The 18,588-nt window shown below is 61.6% G+C and carries 17 protein-coding genes and 1 riboswitch; of the genes, 7 read left to right on the top strand and 10 right to left on the bottom strand.

Annotated elements, in window-relative coordinates:
- Nucleotides 1-26 precede the first annotated feature (26 nt).
- Complete coding sequence (locus ACZ495_RS07330; RefSeq protein WP_150083008.1) at nucleotides 27-494, top strand: hypothetical protein; 468 nt, start codon at nucleotides 27-29, stop codon at nucleotides 492-494.
- 275 nt (nucleotides 495-769) lie between these two features.
- Here ACZ495_RS07330 and ACZ495_RS07325 read toward each other — a convergent pair whose 3' ends face one another.
- Nucleotides 770-1,459, bottom strand: a complete 690-nt coding sequence (locus tag ACZ495_RS07325) for a metallophosphoesterase (protein WP_012624425.1) — start codon at nucleotides 1,457-1,459, stop codon at nucleotides 770-772.
- Between the two features lie 72 nt (nucleotides 1,460-1,531).
- Here ACZ495_RS07325 and ACZ495_RS07320 point away from each other — a divergent pair, with 72 nt between their 5' ends.
- From ACZ495_RS07320 to cobI, 6 genes are all read left to right on the top strand, one after another.
- The gene (locus ACZ495_RS07320) at nucleotides 1,532-2,326 is read left to right on the top strand and encodes a 5-formyltetrahydrofolate cyclo-ligase (RefSeq protein WP_296983534.1); all 795 of its coding nucleotides are present in this window, start codon (nucleotides 1,532-1,534) and stop codon (nucleotides 2,324-2,326) included.
- Nucleotides 2,317-3,075, top strand: coding sequence for a purine nucleoside phosphorylase YfiH/LACC1 family protein (locus tag ACZ495_RS07315; protein WP_296983533.1), 759 nt, complete (start codon nucleotides 2,317-2,319; stop codon nucleotides 3,073-3,075). Before ACZ495_RS07320 ends, ACZ495_RS07315 begins: the two co-directional genes overlap by 10 nt.
- Before the next feature lie 245 nt (nucleotides 3,076-3,320).
- Nucleotides 3,321-3,499: riboswitch (cobalamin riboswitch) on the top strand.
- Between the two features lie 167 nt (nucleotides 3,500-3,666).
- On the top strand, nucleotides 3,667-4,761 hold the full coding sequence (locus tag ACZ495_RS07310; RefSeq protein WP_049757397.1) for a FecCD family ABC transporter permease: 1,095 nt from the start codon (nucleotides 3,667-3,669) through the stop codon (nucleotides 4,759-4,761).
- A gap of 83 nt (nucleotides 4,762-4,844) precedes the next feature.
- The gene (locus tag ACZ495_RS07305) at nucleotides 4,845-5,714 is read left to right on the top strand and encodes an ABC transporter ATP-binding protein (protein WP_464262895.1); all 870 of its coding nucleotides are present in this window, start codon (nucleotides 4,845-4,847) and stop codon (nucleotides 5,712-5,714) included.
- Nucleotides 5,662-6,624, top strand: coding sequence for an ABC transporter substrate-binding protein (locus ACZ495_RS07300; protein WP_464261985.1), 963 nt, complete (start codon nucleotides 5,662-5,664; stop codon nucleotides 6,622-6,624). The genes ACZ495_RS07305 and ACZ495_RS07300 overlap by 53 nt, the downstream gene beginning before the upstream one ends.
- Nucleotides 6,625-6,667: 43 nt before the next feature.
- Nucleotides 6,668-7,378 carry a precorrin-2 C(20)-methyltransferase gene (gene cobI, locus ACZ495_RS07295; protein WP_464261984.1) on the top strand — a complete coding sequence of 237 codons (711 nt, stop codon included), beginning with the start codon at nucleotides 6,668-6,670 and terminating at the stop codon, nucleotides 7,376-7,378.
- A 124-nt stretch (nucleotides 7,379-7,502) separates the two neighbouring features.
- On the opposite strand, the gene hypE is transcribed toward cobI, so the two are convergent.
- The 9 genes from hypE to nadC form a co-directional block, all read right to left on the bottom strand.
- The gene (gene hypE, locus ACZ495_RS07290; protein ID WP_072311143.1) at nucleotides 7,503-8,507 is read right to left on the bottom strand and encodes a hydrogenase expression/formation protein HypE; all 1,005 of its coding nucleotides are present in this window, start codon (nucleotides 8,505-8,507) and stop codon (nucleotides 7,503-7,505) included.
- Nucleotides 8,507-9,598 (bottom strand): hydrogenase formation protein HypD, encoded by a 1,092-nt coding sequence (gene hypD, locus ACZ495_RS07285; RefSeq protein WP_012624434.1) that lies wholly within the window; start codon nucleotides 9,596-9,598, stop codon nucleotides 8,507-8,509. Before hypD ends, hypE begins: the two co-directional genes overlap by 1 nt.
- Nucleotides 9,599-9,914: 316 nt before the next feature.
- On the bottom strand, nucleotides 9,915-10,970 hold the full coding sequence (gene argC, locus ACZ495_RS07280) for an N-acetyl-gamma-glutamyl-phosphate reductase (RefSeq protein ID WP_012624435.1): 1,056 nt from the start codon (nucleotides 10,968-10,970) through the stop codon (nucleotides 9,915-9,917).
- 133 nt (nucleotides 10,971-11,103) lie between these two features.
- Nucleotides 11,104-11,442, bottom strand: coding sequence for a DUF1844 domain-containing protein (locus ACZ495_RS07275; protein ID WP_012624436.1), 339 nt, complete (start codon nucleotides 11,440-11,442; stop codon nucleotides 11,104-11,106).
- 245 nt (nucleotides 11,443-11,687) lie between these two features.
- A complete protein-coding gene (locus tag ACZ495_RS07270) occupies nucleotides 11,688-12,872 on the bottom strand; it encodes a pyridoxal-phosphate-dependent aminotransferase family protein (protein WP_012624437.1) in 1,185 nt (394 codons plus the stop codon).
- Between the two features lie 419 nt (nucleotides 12,873-13,291).
- Nucleotides 13,292-14,827 (bottom strand): hypothetical protein, encoded by a 1,536-nt coding sequence (locus tag ACZ495_RS07265; RefSeq protein ID WP_464261983.1) that lies wholly within the window; start codon nucleotides 14,825-14,827, stop codon nucleotides 13,292-13,294.
- A 91-nt stretch (nucleotides 14,828-14,918) separates the two neighbouring features.
- The gene (gene nadB, locus ACZ495_RS07260) at nucleotides 14,919-16,544 is read right to left on the bottom strand and encodes an L-aspartate oxidase (protein WP_012624439.1); all 1,626 of its coding nucleotides are present in this window, start codon (nucleotides 16,542-16,544) and stop codon (nucleotides 14,919-14,921) included.
- Nucleotides 16,545-16,554: 10 nt separating this feature from the next.
- The gene (gene nadA / locus ACZ495_RS07255; RefSeq protein ID WP_012624440.1) at nucleotides 16,555-17,601 is read right to left on the bottom strand and encodes a quinolinate synthase NadA; all 1,047 of its coding nucleotides are present in this window, start codon (nucleotides 17,599-17,601) and stop codon (nucleotides 16,555-16,557) included.
- 40 nt (nucleotides 17,602-17,641) lie between these two features.
- Nucleotides 17,642-18,514, bottom strand: coding sequence for a carboxylating nicotinate-nucleotide diphosphorylase (nadC, locus tag ACZ495_RS07250; protein WP_464261982.1), 873 nt, complete (start codon nucleotides 18,512-18,514; stop codon nucleotides 17,642-17,644).
- Nucleotides 18,515-18,588: the final 74 nt, after the last annotated feature.

Raw genomic sequence — 18,588 nt, 5'->3', positions numbered from 1 at the left:
CCTCGGCTTCACTTCCGGCGGCTGCTTTGCTTTTTACAGCGGGTTTGGCAGTGCTTTTGGCCTTCGTAGCGGTTTTTTCCACCGTTTTGGTTTTTGCTGCGCCTTTTGCCGCGCTTGCATCTTCGGCTGATCCGGCCTTTGCCGCCGTGCTTTTGGAGGCGGCAACGGGCTTGGTGGCCGTGCTTTTACCTGCCCTGGGCTTGCTTGCTTTGGGGGCGGGCGTATCGGCAGATGGGGAAGAACTGGAAGAAGTCTTGGAAGCGGGGGAGGGTCGGGATGAAGTTTTTTCCGCCTGGCCGGCAGTGGCTTCGGAAGCCGTGGCGCTTTTTCCGCGGGCAGAAGCGCGGCTTTTGGGTTTGGATGTCTTCTGGCCTGATTCGCCTGAATTTTGGGTCTCTGTCACTGGGGTTTCTTGGTCTTTGGTCATGAAAGTCCTTTCAATGCGGGGCGGTTTGCCACCGCGAAAAATTTCAGCAGCATGTTGCTATTCGTAACGAATCCACCGCAGCAGCACCGTTTGGCGCGCTTGTGCGGCAGACATGCTGGTCCGCTTTTCAGAGAGTACGTTTTTTTAAAAAATATGCAAGCTCCCCGTAGGGGTAAACTTGGGTGTAACATTTTATAATATATTGAAAAATAATCGTATTTCTATTTTTTATGCAACCGCATGCATTTTTGTTTTTTCGTGTGGGGCGCAATAAAAACGCCCGGTTTTTTGCAAACCGGGCGCGTATTTTTCTGGTTGTCATAGCAGGTTCCTGTCGTCTTGCTAGTCTTCTTCCAGCATCTTGAGCTCTGCCGACAACTGGCCGGAATTATAGCGCAGGAGCACATAGCCCCCTTGGGCCAGGGCGCCGGGATTGACCACGATGGTACGGCCCACGCGATCCACAGCTCTTGCCTCGTGTATATGGCCGCACAGGCAGATATCCGGCTGGGCCTCTTCAAGAAATTCACGCACCGCCGTAGAGCCGACATGAATGCCGCCGGGGATGACGTCGCAGGCGGTGTCCTTGGGCGGATTATGGGACACGAGTACGCTGTGCGGGTAATTGCGCGCCTTTTGCCAGCAGGTTTCAAGCCATGCCTCAAAGGCGGATTCGGGAAATTCGCTGGGCGTGCCGAACGGCGTGAACGTGGAAGCGCCAACACCAAAAATGGCGGTATCGGGCGTGAGTTCGCGGGTTACCGTGTGGAGGTTCCAGCCTTTCTCACTGAGCCACTGGTCCACCTCGGGGCGGTCCATATTTCCTATTTGCGCGAGAATCATTGAATTATGGCTGCGCAGGGCGTCCATGACCATTTCGGCCTGCTTGACGCCACCCGTGATGGTCAGGTCGCCGGTGACGATAATGCCGTCGGCCTGCGCCAGTTCGGGAATTTTGGCAAAGCGTTCGGTTTCATCATGAATGTCGCCCACGGCGATCCAGAGGTAATCCTGAGCGTCAGAGCTTGGCATGGCGGTGCATCCTTTGTTACATTGGCACTGCTGTATTATTGCCATACTTCATCATATAAGGAAAGGCCCGGCATGAGTGAAAAAAACACGGATCACGGCCCTTGCGGACGCTGCACACGGCCGCAGTCTGGCCATCCGGGTCAGGATGCCCGCCTCTCCGGAGCACGCCCCGGGCAGCCCGCCTCACAGTTAGACGCGGAGCAGGGGGAGGCCCCGGCGGCCAGCAAGCAGCGGCTGCGTGAGCGTATGGGCCGTCTGCGGCGCGAGCAGCCTGTAGAGCTTGCCGAAAGGCGCGCCCGGGCCGCACAGGAGCGCCTGCTTGATTCCCCCTGCTGGAAGCAGGCGGATTGCGTGGCTCTTTATGTGGGCATTAAGGACGAACTGGGCACCAGCCGTTTGCTGGAGCACGCCTGGAGCACCGGGCGCCTGGTATGGCTGCCCCGCGTGCGCCGGGGCAGCAGGGGGATTATGGATTTTGTGGCCTGTACCGGCCGGGATCAACTGCGGTCCGGCCCGTTTGGCTTGCTGGAACCTGATGCGGCTCTGCCGGGTGTGGGGCCTGAAGACATTTCTGCCCGGGCGGCTCGCAATGATGCCACTGCAGGCCAGGCAACAGCCGGCAGTGCGGCGATGGGCAGCCCGCCGTTTTTGCCGGATCTGATGGTCATTCCCGGTCTGGCTTTTGATGTTTCCGGCGGGCGCCTTGGGTATGGCGGCGGGTATTATGACCGTTTTCTGCAGGCCGGTCTTGATTGCCCGCGTGTGGGGCTGTGTTTTGACTTTCAGCTTGTTTCTGCCCTTCCTCTGGATCCGTGGGACCAGAGGGTTCACCATGTATGCACTGAAGAGCGTTTGCTGTGTCCATAAGCTATATTCCTTTCATGTTTCCGGGCTTGAATTCCGTCCGCTGTGTATTTCAGACCCGTCCAGGCGGCGCTTGCCTGGGTGAGTACGGCGGGGGCAATATTTCTTTCAGCGTTGGTGATGACGCAGCTCATGTGGCGGCCAATCGCCGTGACTTGCTGGCGTCTTTGAAAACTCAGGGCTTGAGCCAATGGGCCGAACTGTCCCAGGTGCATGGCCATGTGATGGTTTTTGAGCCGCAGCCTGTAGCCTGTGATGCCGCGCCTGCCGAAGAAGGCGACGGCATGGCTACTGCGCGGCCCGGCATGGGCCTGTTTATCAAAACGGCAGACTGCCAGCCCATTCTTCTGGCACACAAAAGCGGCCGGTATGTGGCGGCCATGCATGCGGGCTGGCGCGGCAACCGCTGTGATTTCCCCCTCACCGGCCTTGTGCGTTTTTGCGAGCGCTATGATCTCAAGCCGCAGGATGTTTTTGCCGTGCGCGGGCCGAGTCTTGGCCCAGGCATGGCGGAGTTTGTCAATTTTGACAGGGAGTGGGGCGCGGAATTCCGCCCGTGGTTTGACGAAGGCAGCCACACTATGGACCTCTGGAGCCTGACCCGGCATCAGCTCATGCTGGCTGGCCTGCCCGCGCGTAACATTTTTGGCTTGGATATCTGCACGGCCAGCAATAACGAACAGTTTTTCTCCTATCGCCGCGCGAAAGCCTCGGGGCGTCAGGCCAGCATTATCTGGATTCAGAACGGGTAGGGCGGGGCAGGTCTCGCGCAGCCAGTCTTGAAAGGGCCTCTGGCCTACGCCTGATGTTCCTCTGCACGGCGAGCTGGCAAGGTATTTTTGCCGCCCATTGCTTCGGTTCCCGTCTGTCGCCTGTGCGGCCTGAGGCTGACTGCCCTGTGTCTCCAGCGCCGTGCCGCAGGCGCGGCAGTCTTGGCGCACACACGCAGCCGCCTTGCCTGGGCCGCGTTCGGCATTGACAGCCCGCCTGCCCCCGCCTAAAGTATGCGCGGCAATGGTAGCCGGAACACCGGCTTGAAAAGGGAATCCCGTGCAATGCGGGAGCGGACCCGCCGCCGTAAGGTTCATGAACCTCGCACCATGCAGCGCCACTGGAAACGGGAAGGCCGGGGCGGGGGAACCAAGCCGGAAGACCTGCCTTGCCCTGCGGCCCGCGCATGACGCGCAGAGCCGCTGTTGCGGCCAGGGCCGCCACGGCAACGGGTTTTTGCCGGCAGGATTGAGGAAATACGGGCCTCTTCCGCCAATGCGCCAAACGGCGTACTGCGCGGGAGGGGCCTTTTTTATACACCCGGCGGCCTGCCGGGTGCGCAAAGGGCGGGCATGACCGCGACACCATATATATCCTCACATTCCGGCACTGCTTTTCCAAGGCTGTGGCCCGCATTTGCTGTTCTGACAGTCCTGTGGCTTGTTTCGCTGCCGCTGGCCTGTCTGCCCGGCCCTGTTTCGCTATCTGCGGAGCAGGTTTTTCATGCTCTGGCGGCCCAGTTGGGGCTGGTACAGGAGCCGCAGGACGCCTCCCTCATGCTGGTTGTAGGGCAGATACGGCTTGCCCGCGTGTGCCTTGCGGCTTTGTGCGGCGGCGCTTTGGCTGTGGCGGGCGTGGCCTTGCAGGGTGTGTTGCGCAATCCGCTCGCTGATCCTTTTACCTTGGGCATTTCTGCCGGAGCGGCTTGCGGGGCCAGTGTGGCCATCGCCTTGGGCGGCGTTCTGGCCGCAACCCTGAGCGCCCCTTTGGCTGCCCTGCGGCTGCCACTGCCCGGCCCTGCGGCCCTTGTGCCCCCTGCGGCCCTTGCCGGAGCGTTGCTGGCCCTTGCCGGGGCATTATGGCTCGGCCGGGGCGATGGCGGTTTCAGGCGTGAGAGCGTCATTCTGGCGGGCATTGCTGTGGCAGCTTTTCTGGGGGCGCTGGTGGCCCTGATCAAGGCGCTCAACGAAGAATCCGTCACGAGCATCGTGTTCTGGATTATGGGGTCTTTTCAAGGGCGCGGGTGGGACAGCCTGCCATTGCTGCTGCTGACTCTTGTGCCCGGTCTGCTGGCCGTGGGTATGGGCTGGCGGGCGCTGGACGTACTGGCGCTGGGGGATGAGCAGGCCGCCCAGCTTGGCCTGCATGTGGGCAGGGCGCGCCTGTGGCTGTTGGCCGGTGCAAGCTGCATGACGGCGGGCTGTGTGGCCGTGGCCGGGGTCATAGGTTTTGTGGGCCTGGTTGTGCCGCATGTGCTGCGTCTTGTTTTGGGCTGCGGGCATGGCCCTTTGCTGGCCGGAGCATTTTTCGGCGGCGGCGTGCTGCTGGTCTGGGCCGATGTGCTGGCCCGCTGCGTGCTTGACGGCGGGCAGGAACTGCCTGTGGGGGTGGTAACGGCCCTTGTGGGCGGACCATTTTTTGCCCTTCTGGTGCGGAGGCGCACATGACGCGCCCTCTACCCGTGCAGCCGGACCCGCCTCATGCTCCGGGCCGTGAGGCGTCCCCGGCTGCGCATGCCGGTGGGCCGCCCATACTTGAGGCGCGCGCCCTGTGTGCCGGTTACCGGGAACGCCCGGTCTTGCAGGAAATCTGTTTTACGGCGCGGCGTGGTGAATGTGTGGCCCTGCTGGGTCCCAACGGCAGCGGCAAGACTACGTTGTTGCGCTGTCTTTCCGGTGTGTTGCCGGCTGGGGCAGGAAGTGTTTTTTTGCAGGGCAGACCTCTTGCGGGCCTGAAGCCGCGCCAGCGCGCCCGCCTTGCCGCCGTGGTGCCGCAGGGCGGCCGGTTCCCCCAGGAACTGACAGCACGGCAGATGGTGTTGCTTGGCCGCTATCCACATCTTTCGTGGCTGGGCAGTTACGGGCGCCGCGACCATGAAGCCGTGGATGCCGCACTGGCAGCCTGCGAAGCAGAATTGCTGGCTCCCCGCCGTCTGGCGGAGCTTTCGGGCGGCGAACTGCAACGGGTGCTGCTGGCAAGGGCGCTGGCGCAGGAAAGCCCGCTTCTGCTGCTTGACGAACTTGCCGCCGGGCTGGACATGGCCCGCATGGTGGGGCTTTTCGACTTGCTGGAGCGTCGCCGTGCTGCCGGAGCCTGTGTACTTATGGCTGTACACGACTGCAATCTGGCTGCCGTGTATGCGACACGCCTGCTGGGCCTCAAGGCGGGCAGACTGTTTTTTGACGGCCCGGTGGACGCGGTTTTTACAGAGGAGAAGCTCAGTGCTCTTTACGATATCCCTATTGATGTGCTGCCGCACCCGCGCTGGGGGCTGCCCCAGGCTCTTCTGGCCCGTGCCCGCGGTCCCCGCAGCAGTCTCGCGGACTTTTGCAACGGCGCTGCTTCCTTTGCTGCTGACCCTGACGGTGCATCTGACCCCGGCTCAGGTTTTTGCCGCTGATACTGCTCAGCTCACGGCTTTGCAAGCAGGGCCAGCATCCGTACCGCACCAGAAAAACAGCACAACGCCTGCCGACACCGGCGCCGATACTCCCATAATGGTCAGTGACGATACCGGGCACGTGGTGCGTCTGCAGCAGCCCGCCCGGCGGGTGATAGCCCTGTACGGAGCCTTTAACGAACTTTTACTGGCCCTTGGGGCCGGGGATGTTCTGGCGGCCCGCACCGTGGCTGATGCCGAAGTGCCGGGGCTTGAGCATCTGCCCGCCATCGGAACGCACATGCGCCCCAATGCGGAACTTGTGGTGCGTCAGTCGCCCGATCTGGTCATTCAGCTTGCGGGCCGCAACGAGGCGCTTTTGCAGACGGAAAATCTGCGTGCTCTGGGGCTTGATGTGCTTGTTTTTGAAATGAATTCCTTTGAGCAGATGTTTGCCGTGCTGCAAAAACTCGGCCGTCTCACAGGGCGCGAGAGCGAGGCTTCTGCCCTTGTGAAGGCATGGCGGGAGCGTCTCGCGGCCCTTGAAGCCCGCTATGCGGATATGGAGCCGGTGAGTGTTTTTTACGAGGTACGCTATCCCAACCTGCTGGGAGCGGGGCGCGGCGGCATCGTCAATGACATGATACGCCGTGCGGGCGGGCGCAACGTCATAGCTGACGAAAAAAAACTGGTGCGCTTTAACGAAGAAGCCCTGCTGGCGGCAGATCCGGATGTTTATATCATGCAGCGAGGCCCTATGAATCCTGAGCCACAGCCGTTGGAGCAGCGCCAGCACTACAAAAGCATGCGCGCCGTTCGTGAGGGCAGGGTGCTTGTGGTGGATGAAGAGCGGTTTGCCCGTCCCGGCCCGCGCGCTGTGGACGCTGCCGAAGAACTGGGGCGATTTTTGCATTTCCGGTCAGCCCCCTGAATTTTTCATAAACAATGCTGATGACACGACAAGAGAGCAGACCATGACAGGAGTTTTGTACGGCGTGGGCGTAGGGCCTGGCGCACCGGACCTGCTGACGCTGCGGGCTGTGAACGCCCTTGGCAAGGTGGACGTGATTCTGGCGGCGGCTTCGCCCCGCAACGACTATTCCACCGCGTTGGAGACGGCCAGGCCGCACCTGCGCCCGGATGTGCGCCTGCTGCGCCTGGAATTTCCCATGACGCGCGACCGCACCGTACTGCACGAGGCATGGCGCGTGGCGGCCGAAGCCACGCAGCAAGTTCTGGAGGCCGGAGAAAACGCGGCCTTTCTGACCATTGGCGATCCGCTCGTATACAGCACTTTCGGCTATCTTATGCGCACGCTCAAAAAAAGCGCGCCGCACCTGCCGATAGAGATTATCCCCGGCATCACGTCCATTCAGGCCGCCGCCGCATGTACGGGAACCATCCTGTGTGAAAACAGCGAAACCCTGAGCATCCTGCCGGGCATCAACAGCAGGGAAGAACTTGAGCTGGCGCTGCACGGTGCTGATACGGCGGTTATTCTCAAGGCATACCGCAACCTTCCAGCCATTGTGGAGGCGTTGCGCGCTACCGGACGGCTGGATTCATGCATTCTGGCAAGCCATGTGGAACAGCCTGCCCAGAATCTGCGCTTGGGTATCGAGGCCCAGGAAGGTACGCCCCCCTATATGTCATTGATTCTGAGCAGAAAGCCCAAGGCCGAATAGCACGGAGTAGGAAGGGGAAGGAAAAGGGAAGAGAAGGCTTTGTGGGGGAAGGGGAATTTTTTTCAAAAAAATTCCCCTTCCCCCACACCCCCGCCCCCACAACACTTTTCAATCAAACACTATTCTAACAGATGCGCGGCAACTGCGCGCCTTCCAGCATACCCAGCAGCCGGCGGCCGCCGATGCGTGTTTGCAGGCTTACCTGCGCCTTGCCGTCAGTAACCGTACCCACACGCGCCGCTTCCTTGCCGTAGGGCGAGCGGCGCATGGCCTTAAGGGCTGCTTCGGCTCTGTCTTCAGGCACAATGCAGATGCACTTGCCCTCATTGGCAAGGTACAGGGGGTCCAGCCCCAGGAAAGAACAGCCGTTCTTTACCGCTTCATGTACGGGAATGGCGCTTTCTTCCAGCACAATGCCTACCTGTGACTGCTCGGCAATTTCATTGAGTGTTGTAGCCAGTCCCCCGCGGGTGGGGTCACGCAGCACATGCACCGGCCCGGCGCTTTCAAGAATATCGACGACCATATGGTTGAGCGGGGCAGAGTCCGAGGCCACGTCCGTCAGAAAGGAGAGTCCTTCGCGGCTGCCCATAACCGTCAGGCCGTGGTCGCCCATGGCTCCGCTTACCAGCACGGCATCGCCGGGGCGGGCATTATGCCCGGAGGGCACGGGATCAGCAAAAACTTCGCCGATACCGGTGGTATTGATGAATATTTTATCACACGCTCCGTGCGGAACCACCTTGGTGTCTCCGGTAACGATGAGCACCCCGGCTTCGCGGGCGGCGGCGGCCATATCGGCAGTGACGCGTTCCAGCGTTTCAAGGGACAGGCCCTCTTCAAGTATGAAGGCGCAACTCAGGTAGCGGGGGCGCGCGCCGAGCATGGCTACGTCATTGACCGTGCCGTGCACGGCCAGGCTGCCGATGCTGCCGCCGGGAAAGATCAGGGGAGTCACTGTGTAGGAATCTGTGCTCATGGCCAGAGGACCGCGCACATCCGTCAGCAGGGCCGCGTCATCCATGCGCTCCAGCAGGGGATTGGAAAAATGGCGAAAAAAGCACTGGGCCACCAGGCGCTGTGAGGCCCTGCCACCGCTGCCAGCATCCAGAAGAAGACAGTCTTCCATTATCGCTCCGAATATTTGAAGTAGGCGGCACAACTGCCCTCAGTGGACACCATGCATGGTCCCACCGGCGTGGCGGGCGTGCATTTTTTACCGAAGAGCGGACAGGCCGGGGGCGTAATGCGGCCCTTGAGCACATCTCCGCAGCGGCATCCGGCCAGCGGCGGCACGTCCGGCAGCGTGAGGCCAAGGCGCTTCATGGCGTCCATATCCTCGTATTCGGCCCGCAGCACCAGCCCGCTGTGCGGTATGCTGCCAATGCCGCGCCACAGGGCGTCTGCCGGAGTGAAAAACTGTTCCAGCAGGGCGCGGGCGCGCGGATTGCCCGTGTCGTCCACAGCGCGGGGATAGGCATTGACCACGGCCGGGGTCTTGTCGCGCAGCTGCTCGGCCATCATGCACAGGGCCAGCAGAATGTCGGCTGGCTGAAAGCCGCCCACCACGCCGGGTACGCCATAGTCCTTTGCCAGAAAATCATATGGTTGCAGGCCGAGGATGGTGGACACATGCCCGGGCAGCAAAAAGGCTTCCACAGCGCACTGGCTGTCATCCAGCAGGGCGCGCAAGGCGGGGGGAACCAGCTTGTGCAGGGAAAGCACGCAGAAATTGTCAAGTCTGCGCTGGCGGGCTGTCAGCAGGGTGGCGGCCACGGTGGGGGCGGTGGTCTCAAAGCCTATGCCCAGAAAAACCACGGTGTCGCCGGGGTTTTCAGCCGCCAGGCTCAGGGCGTCCAGCGGCGAGTACACAATTTCCACCCGCGCACCCTGGGCCTGGGCGTGCTTGAGGCTGCGTCCGTCGGGGCCGGGTACGCGCAGCAGGTCGCCAAAGGTGGCAACAATAACCCTGTCACGCCCCGCCAGGTCAAGAAAAGCGGCCACTTCGGCGTCATGTGTGACGCAGACGGGACAGCCCGGCCCGGAAAGGTGGGCCACAGCAGAAGGCAGCAGGGAACGCAGGCCGCTTTGGAAGATGGCTACCGTATGTGTGCCGCATACTTCCATAAATCGCATGGGACGTCCGTCCAGCGCGCGATTGAGACGGTCCAGCAGGCTATGGCAGAGCTGCGGGTCCTGAAAGGCGTTTTCCAGTTGCATGATGCTCCTCTTATGGTGCTTCCAAAAAATTATGGCCGGAACTGATTACGGGGCAATGTGCCGCTGCGCTGACAGACGTTTGTATAATACCTCCGCACAGGCGCGGGCAGGTTTTGTCTGCCGCCTGTGGTCATTTCAGGCGTTGCAGCGTGCTGCCGCGGGCAGTGGCAACATCAGGGGCAATCCCGGCACGCCCCGCTGCCGTGCGTAATACTGCTTACGGCCAGGAAGCGGCAGTTGCGGCCGGGGCAGGTGCCCGGGGACAACTGCAGAAAACCGCACAGCCGGAAGACAAAACGCGGCAACGCCCATGCCCCTACGGCAGGGGAGCCAGCATATCCAGCCCAGCCCCCACCGGCAGGCCGCACATGAGGTTGGCGTTGGCAAGCGCCTGGCCGGAAGCGCCGCGGCACAGGTTGTCGATGGCGGCCAGAATGGTCAGTCTGCCTGTGCGCGGGTCTACCACAAGCCCCAGGTCACAGAACATGCTGCCGCGCACAAAGCGCGTTTCGGGCAACGCCCCCTTGGGCAGTACGCGCACCCAGGGGCTGTGCGCCCAGGTGGCCTTGAAGGCTTCGCGTACTTCGTCCAGAGTGGTTTTGGGGTTTTTCAGCCTGGTATAGATGGTGGACAGGATGCCCCGGTTAAGCGGCAGGATGTGCGTGTTGAAGGAAAGGCGGACGTCCTGCCCGGCCAGCAGGGACACTTCCTGCTCAATTTCCGGCGTATGCCTGTGCGTGGGCAGGCCGTATGCGCGAAAATTATCTGAAATTTCGCAGTAGAGGGTTCCCACGGCGGCCTTGCGGCCCGCGCCTGTGGCTCCGGATTTGGCATCCACTACAATATCGTCGGCATGAACGAGATTGTTCTTGATGGCCGCATACAGGCCCAGAATGACCGATGTGGGATAGCAGCCGGGATTGGCGATCAGGCTTGCCCGTGCCGCTTCGGCTGCGTATAGCTCCGGCAGGCCGTATACGGCCTTGGGCAGGATGTCCGTGTGGGTGTGCTCGTGCCTGTACCAGGCACTGTAGACTGCGGGATCGCGCAGGCGGAAGTCTGCGGAAAGGTCCACGACCTTTGTTCCGGCCTCAAGCAGCGGCGCGGCCATATCCATGGCTGTTCCGGCAGGAACGGCCAGAAAGACCACATCGCACTCCCTGGCGGCCTGTTTGGCGTCAAAGACGCTTATGACCACATCCGCGCCGGGCATGTGTTCCAGAAAGGGGTAGTATTCGCCAAGGCGCTTGCCCGCCTCGGCCCGTGAACAGGCCATGACAAGCCGCATGGAGGGATGGCTTGCCAGAAGCCGCGCCAGTTCCATACCTGCGTATCCCGTAACTCCCACCAGCCCCGCTTTGAACATCTTCATGCCGTCAATCCTCTAACGCGCCGCAAAGGCAGCGAAAAAAGCCCATAAACCCCGCCTCGTGAAGCGGGCATGCCATAGTGGTCACGGGTCTCTGTCTGCGGCGCGCCGTGCCGCGTCGACAGGGCGGCGCTGCCTATGCGGGAGTCTGCCCCTTGTTGGACAGGCACTCGCAATCAGGGCCGCATTTGATGACAAATTTCATGCGCAGCTCGTAAAGGATGCTTTCGAGCAGCTTACGTTCCTGTTCGTCGAGGCAGCGCTCCGTTTTCATGTGCAGCATTTCAAGCACGTCGATGCTGTGCTTGGCCAGAGGCAGGTTTGTCTCGGTGCTGCCGGTTTCAGGGTTGGGTACTTCGCCCAGATGTACCAGGGCGGAAGATGCCAGGGAGAGAATAAATGTGGAAAACGTCACTTCGGGCATGGGCCCGCCGGAGGCATGGCCTGACGAGCAGCCGCAGGATTGTTGGTTCATGTTGACCTCGTGGCGCAAAGCGCTCTGAAGTTTTCAGCTTTGGGAACATGTATTCCCAAAGCGTTGAAGATGCCCGCTTCGGCGTTCGGTTGTGCAGACAGGCTGCGCCGAAGTCTTTGCAGCGGGCGGGTACTCTTGCAGCCGCCTCAGGGTGAAGCGGCTCAGGAGCAATGCAGTGGCGCTGTCAGGCGCCGTAATGAGCGTTCTGAAAACCTTGAGAACAGACATCTCAAGGTGAAGCTGCTCTAGCTATAGACCTGAGGCAACGGAGCGCCGGGCCTGCCTTCAAGGGCTGCACGATAGGCGGCCATGCCCTGCTCCAGATAGTCGCGCGAGCCGCTGTAGCCGCCCACGGCCCGCAGGCTGTCGTTGAGGGCGTAAAGGCCGGCGGCCACATCCGCCCAGTCCACCCATCCCATATGGCCGATGCGCGCCATGCGCCCCTTGTAGTGGTCCTGCCCCCCGGCCATACATACGCCGTGTTTTTCCTGAGCCAGACGCAATACCTTTGTGCCATCAACTCCGTCAGGCAGCAGTACGCTGGTGATGCCCCACGCAAAATCTTTTTTGGCAAACAGCTCCAGCCCCATGGCCGAAAGGCCTGCGCGGGTGAGCATGGTCAAGGCCCATTGCTTGGCATACACGGGTTCCAGCCCGTTTTCCAGCAGCATGTCCAGGCTTTCCTTGAGTCCGAGGATAAGTCCCACAGGAGAAGTAAAGCAGGTTTGCCCCTTGAGCACATTCTCGCGCTCTTTGACCAGATTGAAGTAAAAACAGCCCGGCGTCTGCTTTTCGGCACAGGCCCAGGCCCGCCCGGACAGCGCCAGCAGCGCCAGGCCAGGGGGCAGCATGAGGCCTTTTTGCGAGCCGGTGAGCAGGCAGTCCACTCCCCATGCATCCATGGGGCAGGGTGAAAGGCCCACTGCCGAGATGCCGTCCACTACCAGCAGGGCCTGGCTTTCGCGGGTGATGCGGGCCACGGCCTCCACAGGGTGAAGTACACCGGTGGATGTTTCGGAAAGCTGGATAAGCACTCCGGCAATGGACGGGTCCGCCTTGAGGGCCGCTTCCACGGCTTCAGGCCTGACGGCCTGGCCCCACGGCACAGGGATGGTTTCTACTTCCAGGCCGCGCGACAGGGCAATTTCACTCCAGCGCTGGCTGAATTTGCCACCGTCGATCACCAGCACTTTTTGCCCCGGCGCGAAAAGATTGTACACGGCTGCCGTCATGGCCCCCGTGCCGGAACAGGAGAGAGGCAGCACCGTGCCGGAAGTGCCGAAAAGTGTTTGCAGGCTTTGCTGAACCTGCCCCATGATCTCTTTGAATTCGCTTTTGCGATGGTGGATCATGTCCCGGGCCAGAACAAGGCGCACGCGCTCGGGCAGGGGCGTGGGGCCGGGGGTGAGCAGGCGAAACTTGTTAAGCATGTGGCTGTTCCTTATGTTTTGCGTTCCGTAAATGCTTTTGTGCCATGCCAGGGCCGCACACGTTTTTTCGCCGTTTCGCGCCGCCGTGCCCGGCGTTGCGTGCCATATCCGCAGCAGGCCGCAGGTGCGGCTTCAGGGCATTTTACATTTGCACGGCCCGCAAGGGTATGGAGACAAGCCCTTGCGGAGCAACAGACGCAGACGGATTTTACCTGCCGTAAGCGACCGTTTCAGGTGCTGGCTGCTCTGGCTGCCGGCACGGTACCGGCGTAAGGGGGCGGCGGTAACAGTCTGCGCCCGCAGGGCTTTTGCGTCAAGCCCGGTTGCCGGGTGGGGACTGTGCCGCCCGTGTATTGCCCTGCGTGTTCGGCATGCCAATGGCAGGGGCAGAAGCGCGGCTTCTGCCCCTGCGGATTCTTCTATTGCCCGGAGCTTACAGCTTGTATGGCTTCAAATGTCAGGCGCAGAGCTTCCATCTGCTCCCTCAGGGCGTGTTCACCCGGTTTGGCAGTAACGGTAAGCAGCATGCCGGGATTGTCCAGCAGGGCAATAAGATCAAGCACAAGGGCCGTGCGCCCGGGCGTGGTCTGTATTTCAAGGCTGCCCGGCCGGGCTGCAAACGTTTGCAGGCTGCGGCGTATGACGTCATTCTGTTGTCCGGCCCTGACGCCCGGCAGCGCGGCGAGGGCTTCAAGCGCGCCCACGGCCTGAGGCACGTTGGTGGAGATGTTGAGTCCGAGCCAGGCAGTAAGGCCTTCGTCTTTATACTTCAGGCTGAAATCGCTGAAGCTCTGTGTAAGCAGGTCTTCCAACGCGTTTGTGCCGGGTTTTTCGTTGAGTTTTACCTCGCAGTCAAGAACTCCCAGCCCGGCAGCGCTGACCAAGGCTGTTTTATGGCTTGCGGCTCCGCTGGAGCGTGATTCAAAGGCCATATCCATATTCAGCGGGGGCAGCGTCAGGTCCAGCAGGGCCCGGAGCAGGCTTGAGGGGGCCGTAAGCCCTTTGACACTGCTTCTGGTATGGACGGGCGCGTTGGAAAGCCACTCGAAAACCGCTTCCTTGACCTGTACCGAGCTTGTTTCCACAGCAAAGGTCATGTCGGCGGCATAGGCCTTGCGCAGCAGGGGAGGCTCCGCGCCGAGCACGGTTTCCATAAGCGGCATGAGTTGGTTCAGGGCTTCGTCCGGATCGGCCTGCCCGCTGGCATCCACAATCCGGCGCAGCAGGTCTTCATCGGGCAGGGTGAGTCCTTCCTGCCGGATATGGCCGATGCTTATGCCGGGTGTGCCGTCCACGCGCACTTCCAGGCCGTCCAGGGCGATGCTGTCAATGGTACGTCCCTGCCAGCCGCGCATGCTTGTTTCTTTCAGGCTCAGCCGTGTGGAACCGCTGGGACCGGGAATGTCCACGGTGATAAAATGGGCGTGGGTATTGTCTGCCCCCATGCTGTAAGTAGCGGCCACCATGTCGACAGGCTCGTGCCTTTCCAGCGTCTGCCGCACCAGAAACGGCATGGCCCGGATGACGTCTATTTCTTCGCGCTGCACAGCCACCCTGTTGTCGGGAGCCGTCATGGCAAGGTTGCGCAGCACCACGTTTTCGGCCACGTCCACCATATCTTTGCCGTCAAGAACCATGTTGCGCAGCGGTGTGAAAACCAGAAGCATGCGTACGGGAAGACGGAAGGAAATTTCGGCAACCTGCCATGTTTCCGGTCCCTGGGGACGCTCGCCCTGCAGGCTCAGCCCCCGGATGGACATCTCGCGTGACAGGGGCGAAAAATTCACCTGTTCCGCCGTGGCCGTATAGGCCTTGCCCTGGGGGCTCATGGTCATGTTGCCGAGAGCATTGAGGGTCTGCTCCTGAATAACAGAACGCAGTCCAAAGCCCAGCGCGGCCAGACCGCCCGCGACCAGAACGGCCAGGACGATCAGAATGGTGAGCAGCTTTTTCATAAGCAGGTATTTCCTTTATGTGTTTGGCATGGCGCACGTGCCGGGTGGCCTCGTTTTTTCGCCAGCGGGCTTGCCTGTGCGGACCGCCGCGTCAATCCACCCTGTGGTGACAACCCAGGCTGGCGCGGTTGCGCATGGCCGCCTGAATGATGACGTAGGCTGTCTGTGAGCCGTGAAAAAGGTCCACAAGGCGTCGTGAAATGCGGGTATATTTATAAAAGTCGTGGATATGCCGCACAAGGTCGCGCATGTCTTCAAACGCCCTGCGCAGCCGGGCCTCTGTGCGCGAAATGCCCACATAGTTCCACATGGTATTGCGTATGTTGGTCCAGTCCTGAGCCACCAGGGCCGGGTCATCGCGCCGTTCGTCCCCTTCGTGCAGCCAGTCGGGAATGGCGGCGGCCAGGCCCTTGGGCAGGCCGCTTTCGGCCTTGAGGCGGCGGTTCAGGTCTTTGCCGCAGCTGACACCCCACACCAGGGCCTCGAGCAGGGATGTACTCGCCAGGCGGTTGGCCCCGTGCAGCCCGGTGCAGGCGCACTCGCCAATGGCGTAAAGACCGCGCATGGATGTACGCCCTCGCTCGTCGGTAAGCACACCGCCGCAGAAATAGTGGGCGGCGGGAACAACGGGGATGGGCTCGCGGCGGATGTCGATGCCGGCTTCAAGGCACTTCTGGAATACCGTGGGAAAACGTGTGGGCAGGTCCTGTTCCACACCGCTCACGTCCAGAAAAAGGCAGGGCGCACCGTTATGCAGCATTTCGTCCATCATGGCCTGGGCCACCACATCACGCGGGGCCAGGTCGCCGCGCGGGTCATAACCCTGCATGAAGGCTTGTCCCTTGTGGTTGAGCAGGCGCGCGCCTTCGCCGCGCATGGCCTCGGTGATGAGCGAGCGGCGGTTGCTGCGTTCTTCATAAAGGGCTGTGGGGTGAAACTGCATGAATTCCAGATTTGCCAGATCCACACCGGCGCGAAACGCCATGGAAACGCCTGTACCCACGCAACCCGGGGCATTGGTGGAATGCAGGAATACCTGCCCCACGCCGCCCGTGGCAAGCACCGTCCAGTCCGCCAGGATGGTTTCCGGTTCGCCGCTTTCCTCGTTCAGGACGTACGCGCCCATGCAGCGATTGTTGATCTCGTAACGGTATTGCGAGGTTCTGGCGTGGTGGCGGCTTGTCAGAAGGTCAATGGCGGCGCGGTGGTGCAGGCGCGTGATGCGCGGGTGGACCATGATCTGGGCTGTAAGGCCTTCCATGATGGCCCGGCCCGAGTAATCGCGGCAATGCAGGATGCGCGGTGTGGAATGCCCGCCCTCGCGGGTCAGGTTAAAGCTGCCGTCTTCATTGCGGTCAAAGGGAACCCTGGCGCGCTCGATGAGCATGTCGTCAACGCAGGAAGGCCCCTGACGGCAGAGAAAGCGTACGGCTTTGCGATAGTTGTAATTGTGTCCTGCTACAAGGATATCTTTTTCCAGGGCAGCGGCGTCATCGCTGTTCTGGCCTCCGGCGGTTCCCGGCCCGCCGTTTCTGGCGGGGTCGGCACGATAGATGATGCCCCCCTGGGCCAGTTCGGAGTTGCCGTCGAGCAACTGGCTCCCGGCGTTGATAAGAAGCACTTCATGACCGGCATCGGCCAGCGTAAGGGCGGCGGTGCATCCGGCAATGCCCGAACCAATAATTAATACGGGCACATGACGGCGACTGACATTCACGGCACAAACCTCATTGGCCGCATACTTCAAGCATGCGGGTTAGCGAGAGGCGGGCGGGGGGGCAGAGTTCCTCCTCGATCGCCAGAGGGGTGGCTTTTTGAGCGGTAATTGCCTCGAGAATGGTCCAGAGCTTTTTTTCCGTCACTTTGGCCATGTTGCCGCAAATGGCGTGTCCCAGGGGGATTATGCGGCATTGGCCCGCATGGCGGGCAGCAAGGCGGTGGACAAGATTGTTCTCGGTTCCCACGATGAGCGTGGAGCCAGGGGCTTCAGCGGCCACGCGAGCCGCGTCTTTGATCAGGTAGGATGTGGAACCGGCGCCGTCGCAGACTGCGATGACATCCTCGCGGCATTCGGGGTGAGCAATGACGCGGCAGCCCGGGTGCGCGGCGCGCATTTCACGTACATCGTCAGGGTCAAACCGGGCGTGGATGGCGCAGCAGCCCGGCCAGAGCAGCAGCTTTCTGTCCAGGGCCTGGGCTTCCGGCTCCACCAGTCCCCTGGAGCCTATGCGCAGCACGTGCCTTTCGTGTGGGGCGATACCCAGGGCCGTTGCCGTATTGTTGCCCAGGTGCATGTCGGGCAAAAACAGCACGCCGTCCCCCTGCTTCATGGCCCATTGCAGCATGATGCCCGCATTGGCTGATGTACACACGGCGCCGCCGTATTCACCCACCACGGCCTTGAGGGCCAGATCAGTATTGACGTAAGCTAGGGGAATGACCTTGCGGCCAAGGGCGTAAAGCTGCTCCAGCACCTTGCGGGCCAGTGGGGCGGGGGTCATCCGCGACATGAGGCAGTCCGCGTCCATGCTCGGCAGGTAGACTGCCTGGCCCGGCTTGGCCAGCAGCGCCGCGGATTCGCCCATAAAGTAGACGCCACAAAAAACGATATGGTCCGCGTTCACCTGGGGCACACGGCGGGCCAGTTCCAGCGAGTCGCCCGTGATGTCGCAGTGCTGCACCACGGCATCGTTCTGGTAGTGGTGGCCCATAATGCAGAGCCTGTCGCCAAGCTGGCGCTTGATAGCCTGAATACCGGCACTGATGTCTTGCATTGTCTTGTCCCTGTGCTGAAAGTGGCAGCCCCGCGCGGCATCAGGCCGGCAGCAGGGTCATGCTGAAGTCCGCCGCCACGGCGGAATGGGTTAGCCGTCCCACGGAGATGAAGTCCGGCCTGCGGGGGGCCGTAAGGGCCAGTTCGCGCAGATTTTCCAGCCGCACGCCGCCGCTGACTTCGGTTTCAATATCCGGGGGAACCAGAGCCAGAGCCTCGCTCAAAAGCGCTCCGCCCATATTGTCCATCATAATGCGATCGGCGCACGCGGCAATGGCCTCGCGCACATGCGCGATGGTGCGGCACTCCACCTCAATGGGGGGGCAGGGGCTGTAGCGGCTGCGCAGGGCAGCAACGGCCGAGGCAATGGAGCCGGCCGCATCGATGTGATTATCCTTGAGCATGAGCATTTCAGCAAGGTTTTTGCGGTGGTTGGACGCGCCGCCTGCCTGCACGGCGTATTTTTCCGGCCAGCGCAGGCCGGGGGTGGTCTTGCGCGTATCGAGCAGGCGAACGCCGGTTCCCTCAAGTTCCCGCACATAACGGGCCGTGAGGTTGGCTATGCCCGAAAGATGGGTTATGAAGTTCAGGATAACGCGTTCGGCCTTGAGCATGGGCACAGCCGGAGCGGTAATGCGGGCCACCTCCGTCATGGCCGGTACGCGGGCCGTCTCGGGTACAAGGGCCTGCCATCTGAAGGGCGCGCCCAGGCTGCGGAATACCGGGCCGATCACGGGCAGCCCCACCACCAGGGTATCCTCTTTGGCTCGTATGGCCGCATTCAGGTACGCATCAGGAGAGAAAAGGCCCATGGCAGTCAGTTCCGGACCGTCTTCTTCAAGGGCGAGATCTATGGATTTTTGTAGAAGCCGCCGTCCTTCGGGAGAAAAAAAAGCGGCCCAGGGCGTATACATTGCGCTTGTTCCCATTCCTTTCGCATGCTAAGTGAAGGGGTGCCGCCCCGGTCAGAATGCCACGCGCGGCACGT

This window comes from Desulfovibrio sp. GTC20076, assembly GCF_055385905.1.
The sequence above is the reverse complement of the archived record's forward strand: the minus strand, read 5'-3'. Positions and strand labels throughout refer to the sequence as shown.

Coding starts and splice junctions, on each gene's coding strand:
- ACZ495_RS07325 (WP_012624425.1), bottom strand. CDS start 1,459: ATGCCAAGCTCTGACGCTCAGGATTACCTCTGGATCGCCGTGGGCGAC.
- ACZ495_RS07320 (WP_296983534.1), top strand. CDS start 1,532: ATGAGTGAAAAAAACACGGATCACGGCCCTTGCGGACGCTGCACACGG.
- ACZ495_RS07310 (WP_049757397.1), top strand. CDS start 3,667: ATGACCGCGACACCATATATATCCTCACATTCCGGCACTGCTTTTCCA.
- cobI (WP_464261984.1), top strand. CDS start 6,668: ATGACAGGAGTTTTGTACGGCGTGGGCGTAGGGCCTGGCGCACCGGAC.
- hypE (WP_072311143.1), bottom strand. CDS start 8,507: ATGGAAGACTGTCTTCTTCTGGATGCTGGCAGCGGTGGCAGGGCCTCA.
- hypD (WP_012624434.1), bottom strand. CDS start 9,598: ATGCAACTGGAAAACGCCTTTCAGGACCCGCAGCTCTGCCATAGCCTG.
- argC (WP_012624435.1), bottom strand. CDS start 10,970: ATGAAGATGTTCAAAGCGGGGCTGGTGGGAGTTACGGGATACGCAGGT.
- ACZ495_RS07275 (WP_012624436.1), bottom strand. CDS start 11,442: ATGAACCAACAATCCTGCGGCTGCTCGTCAGGCCATGCCTCCGGCGGG.
- ACZ495_RS07270 (WP_012624437.1), bottom strand. CDS start 12,872: ATGCTTAACAAGTTTCGCCTGCTCACCCCCGGCCCCACGCCCCTGCCC.
- ACZ495_RS07265 (WP_464261983.1), bottom strand. CDS start 14,827: ATGAAAAAGCTGCTCACCATTCTGATCGTCCTGGCCGTTCTGGTCGCG.
- nadA (WP_012624440.1), bottom strand. CDS start 17,601: ATGCAAGACATCAGTGCCGGTATTCAGGCTATCAAGCGCCAGCTTGGC.
- nadC (WP_464261982.1), bottom strand. CDS start 18,514: ATGTATACGCCCTGGGCCGCTTTTTTTTCTCCCGAAGGACGGCGGCTT.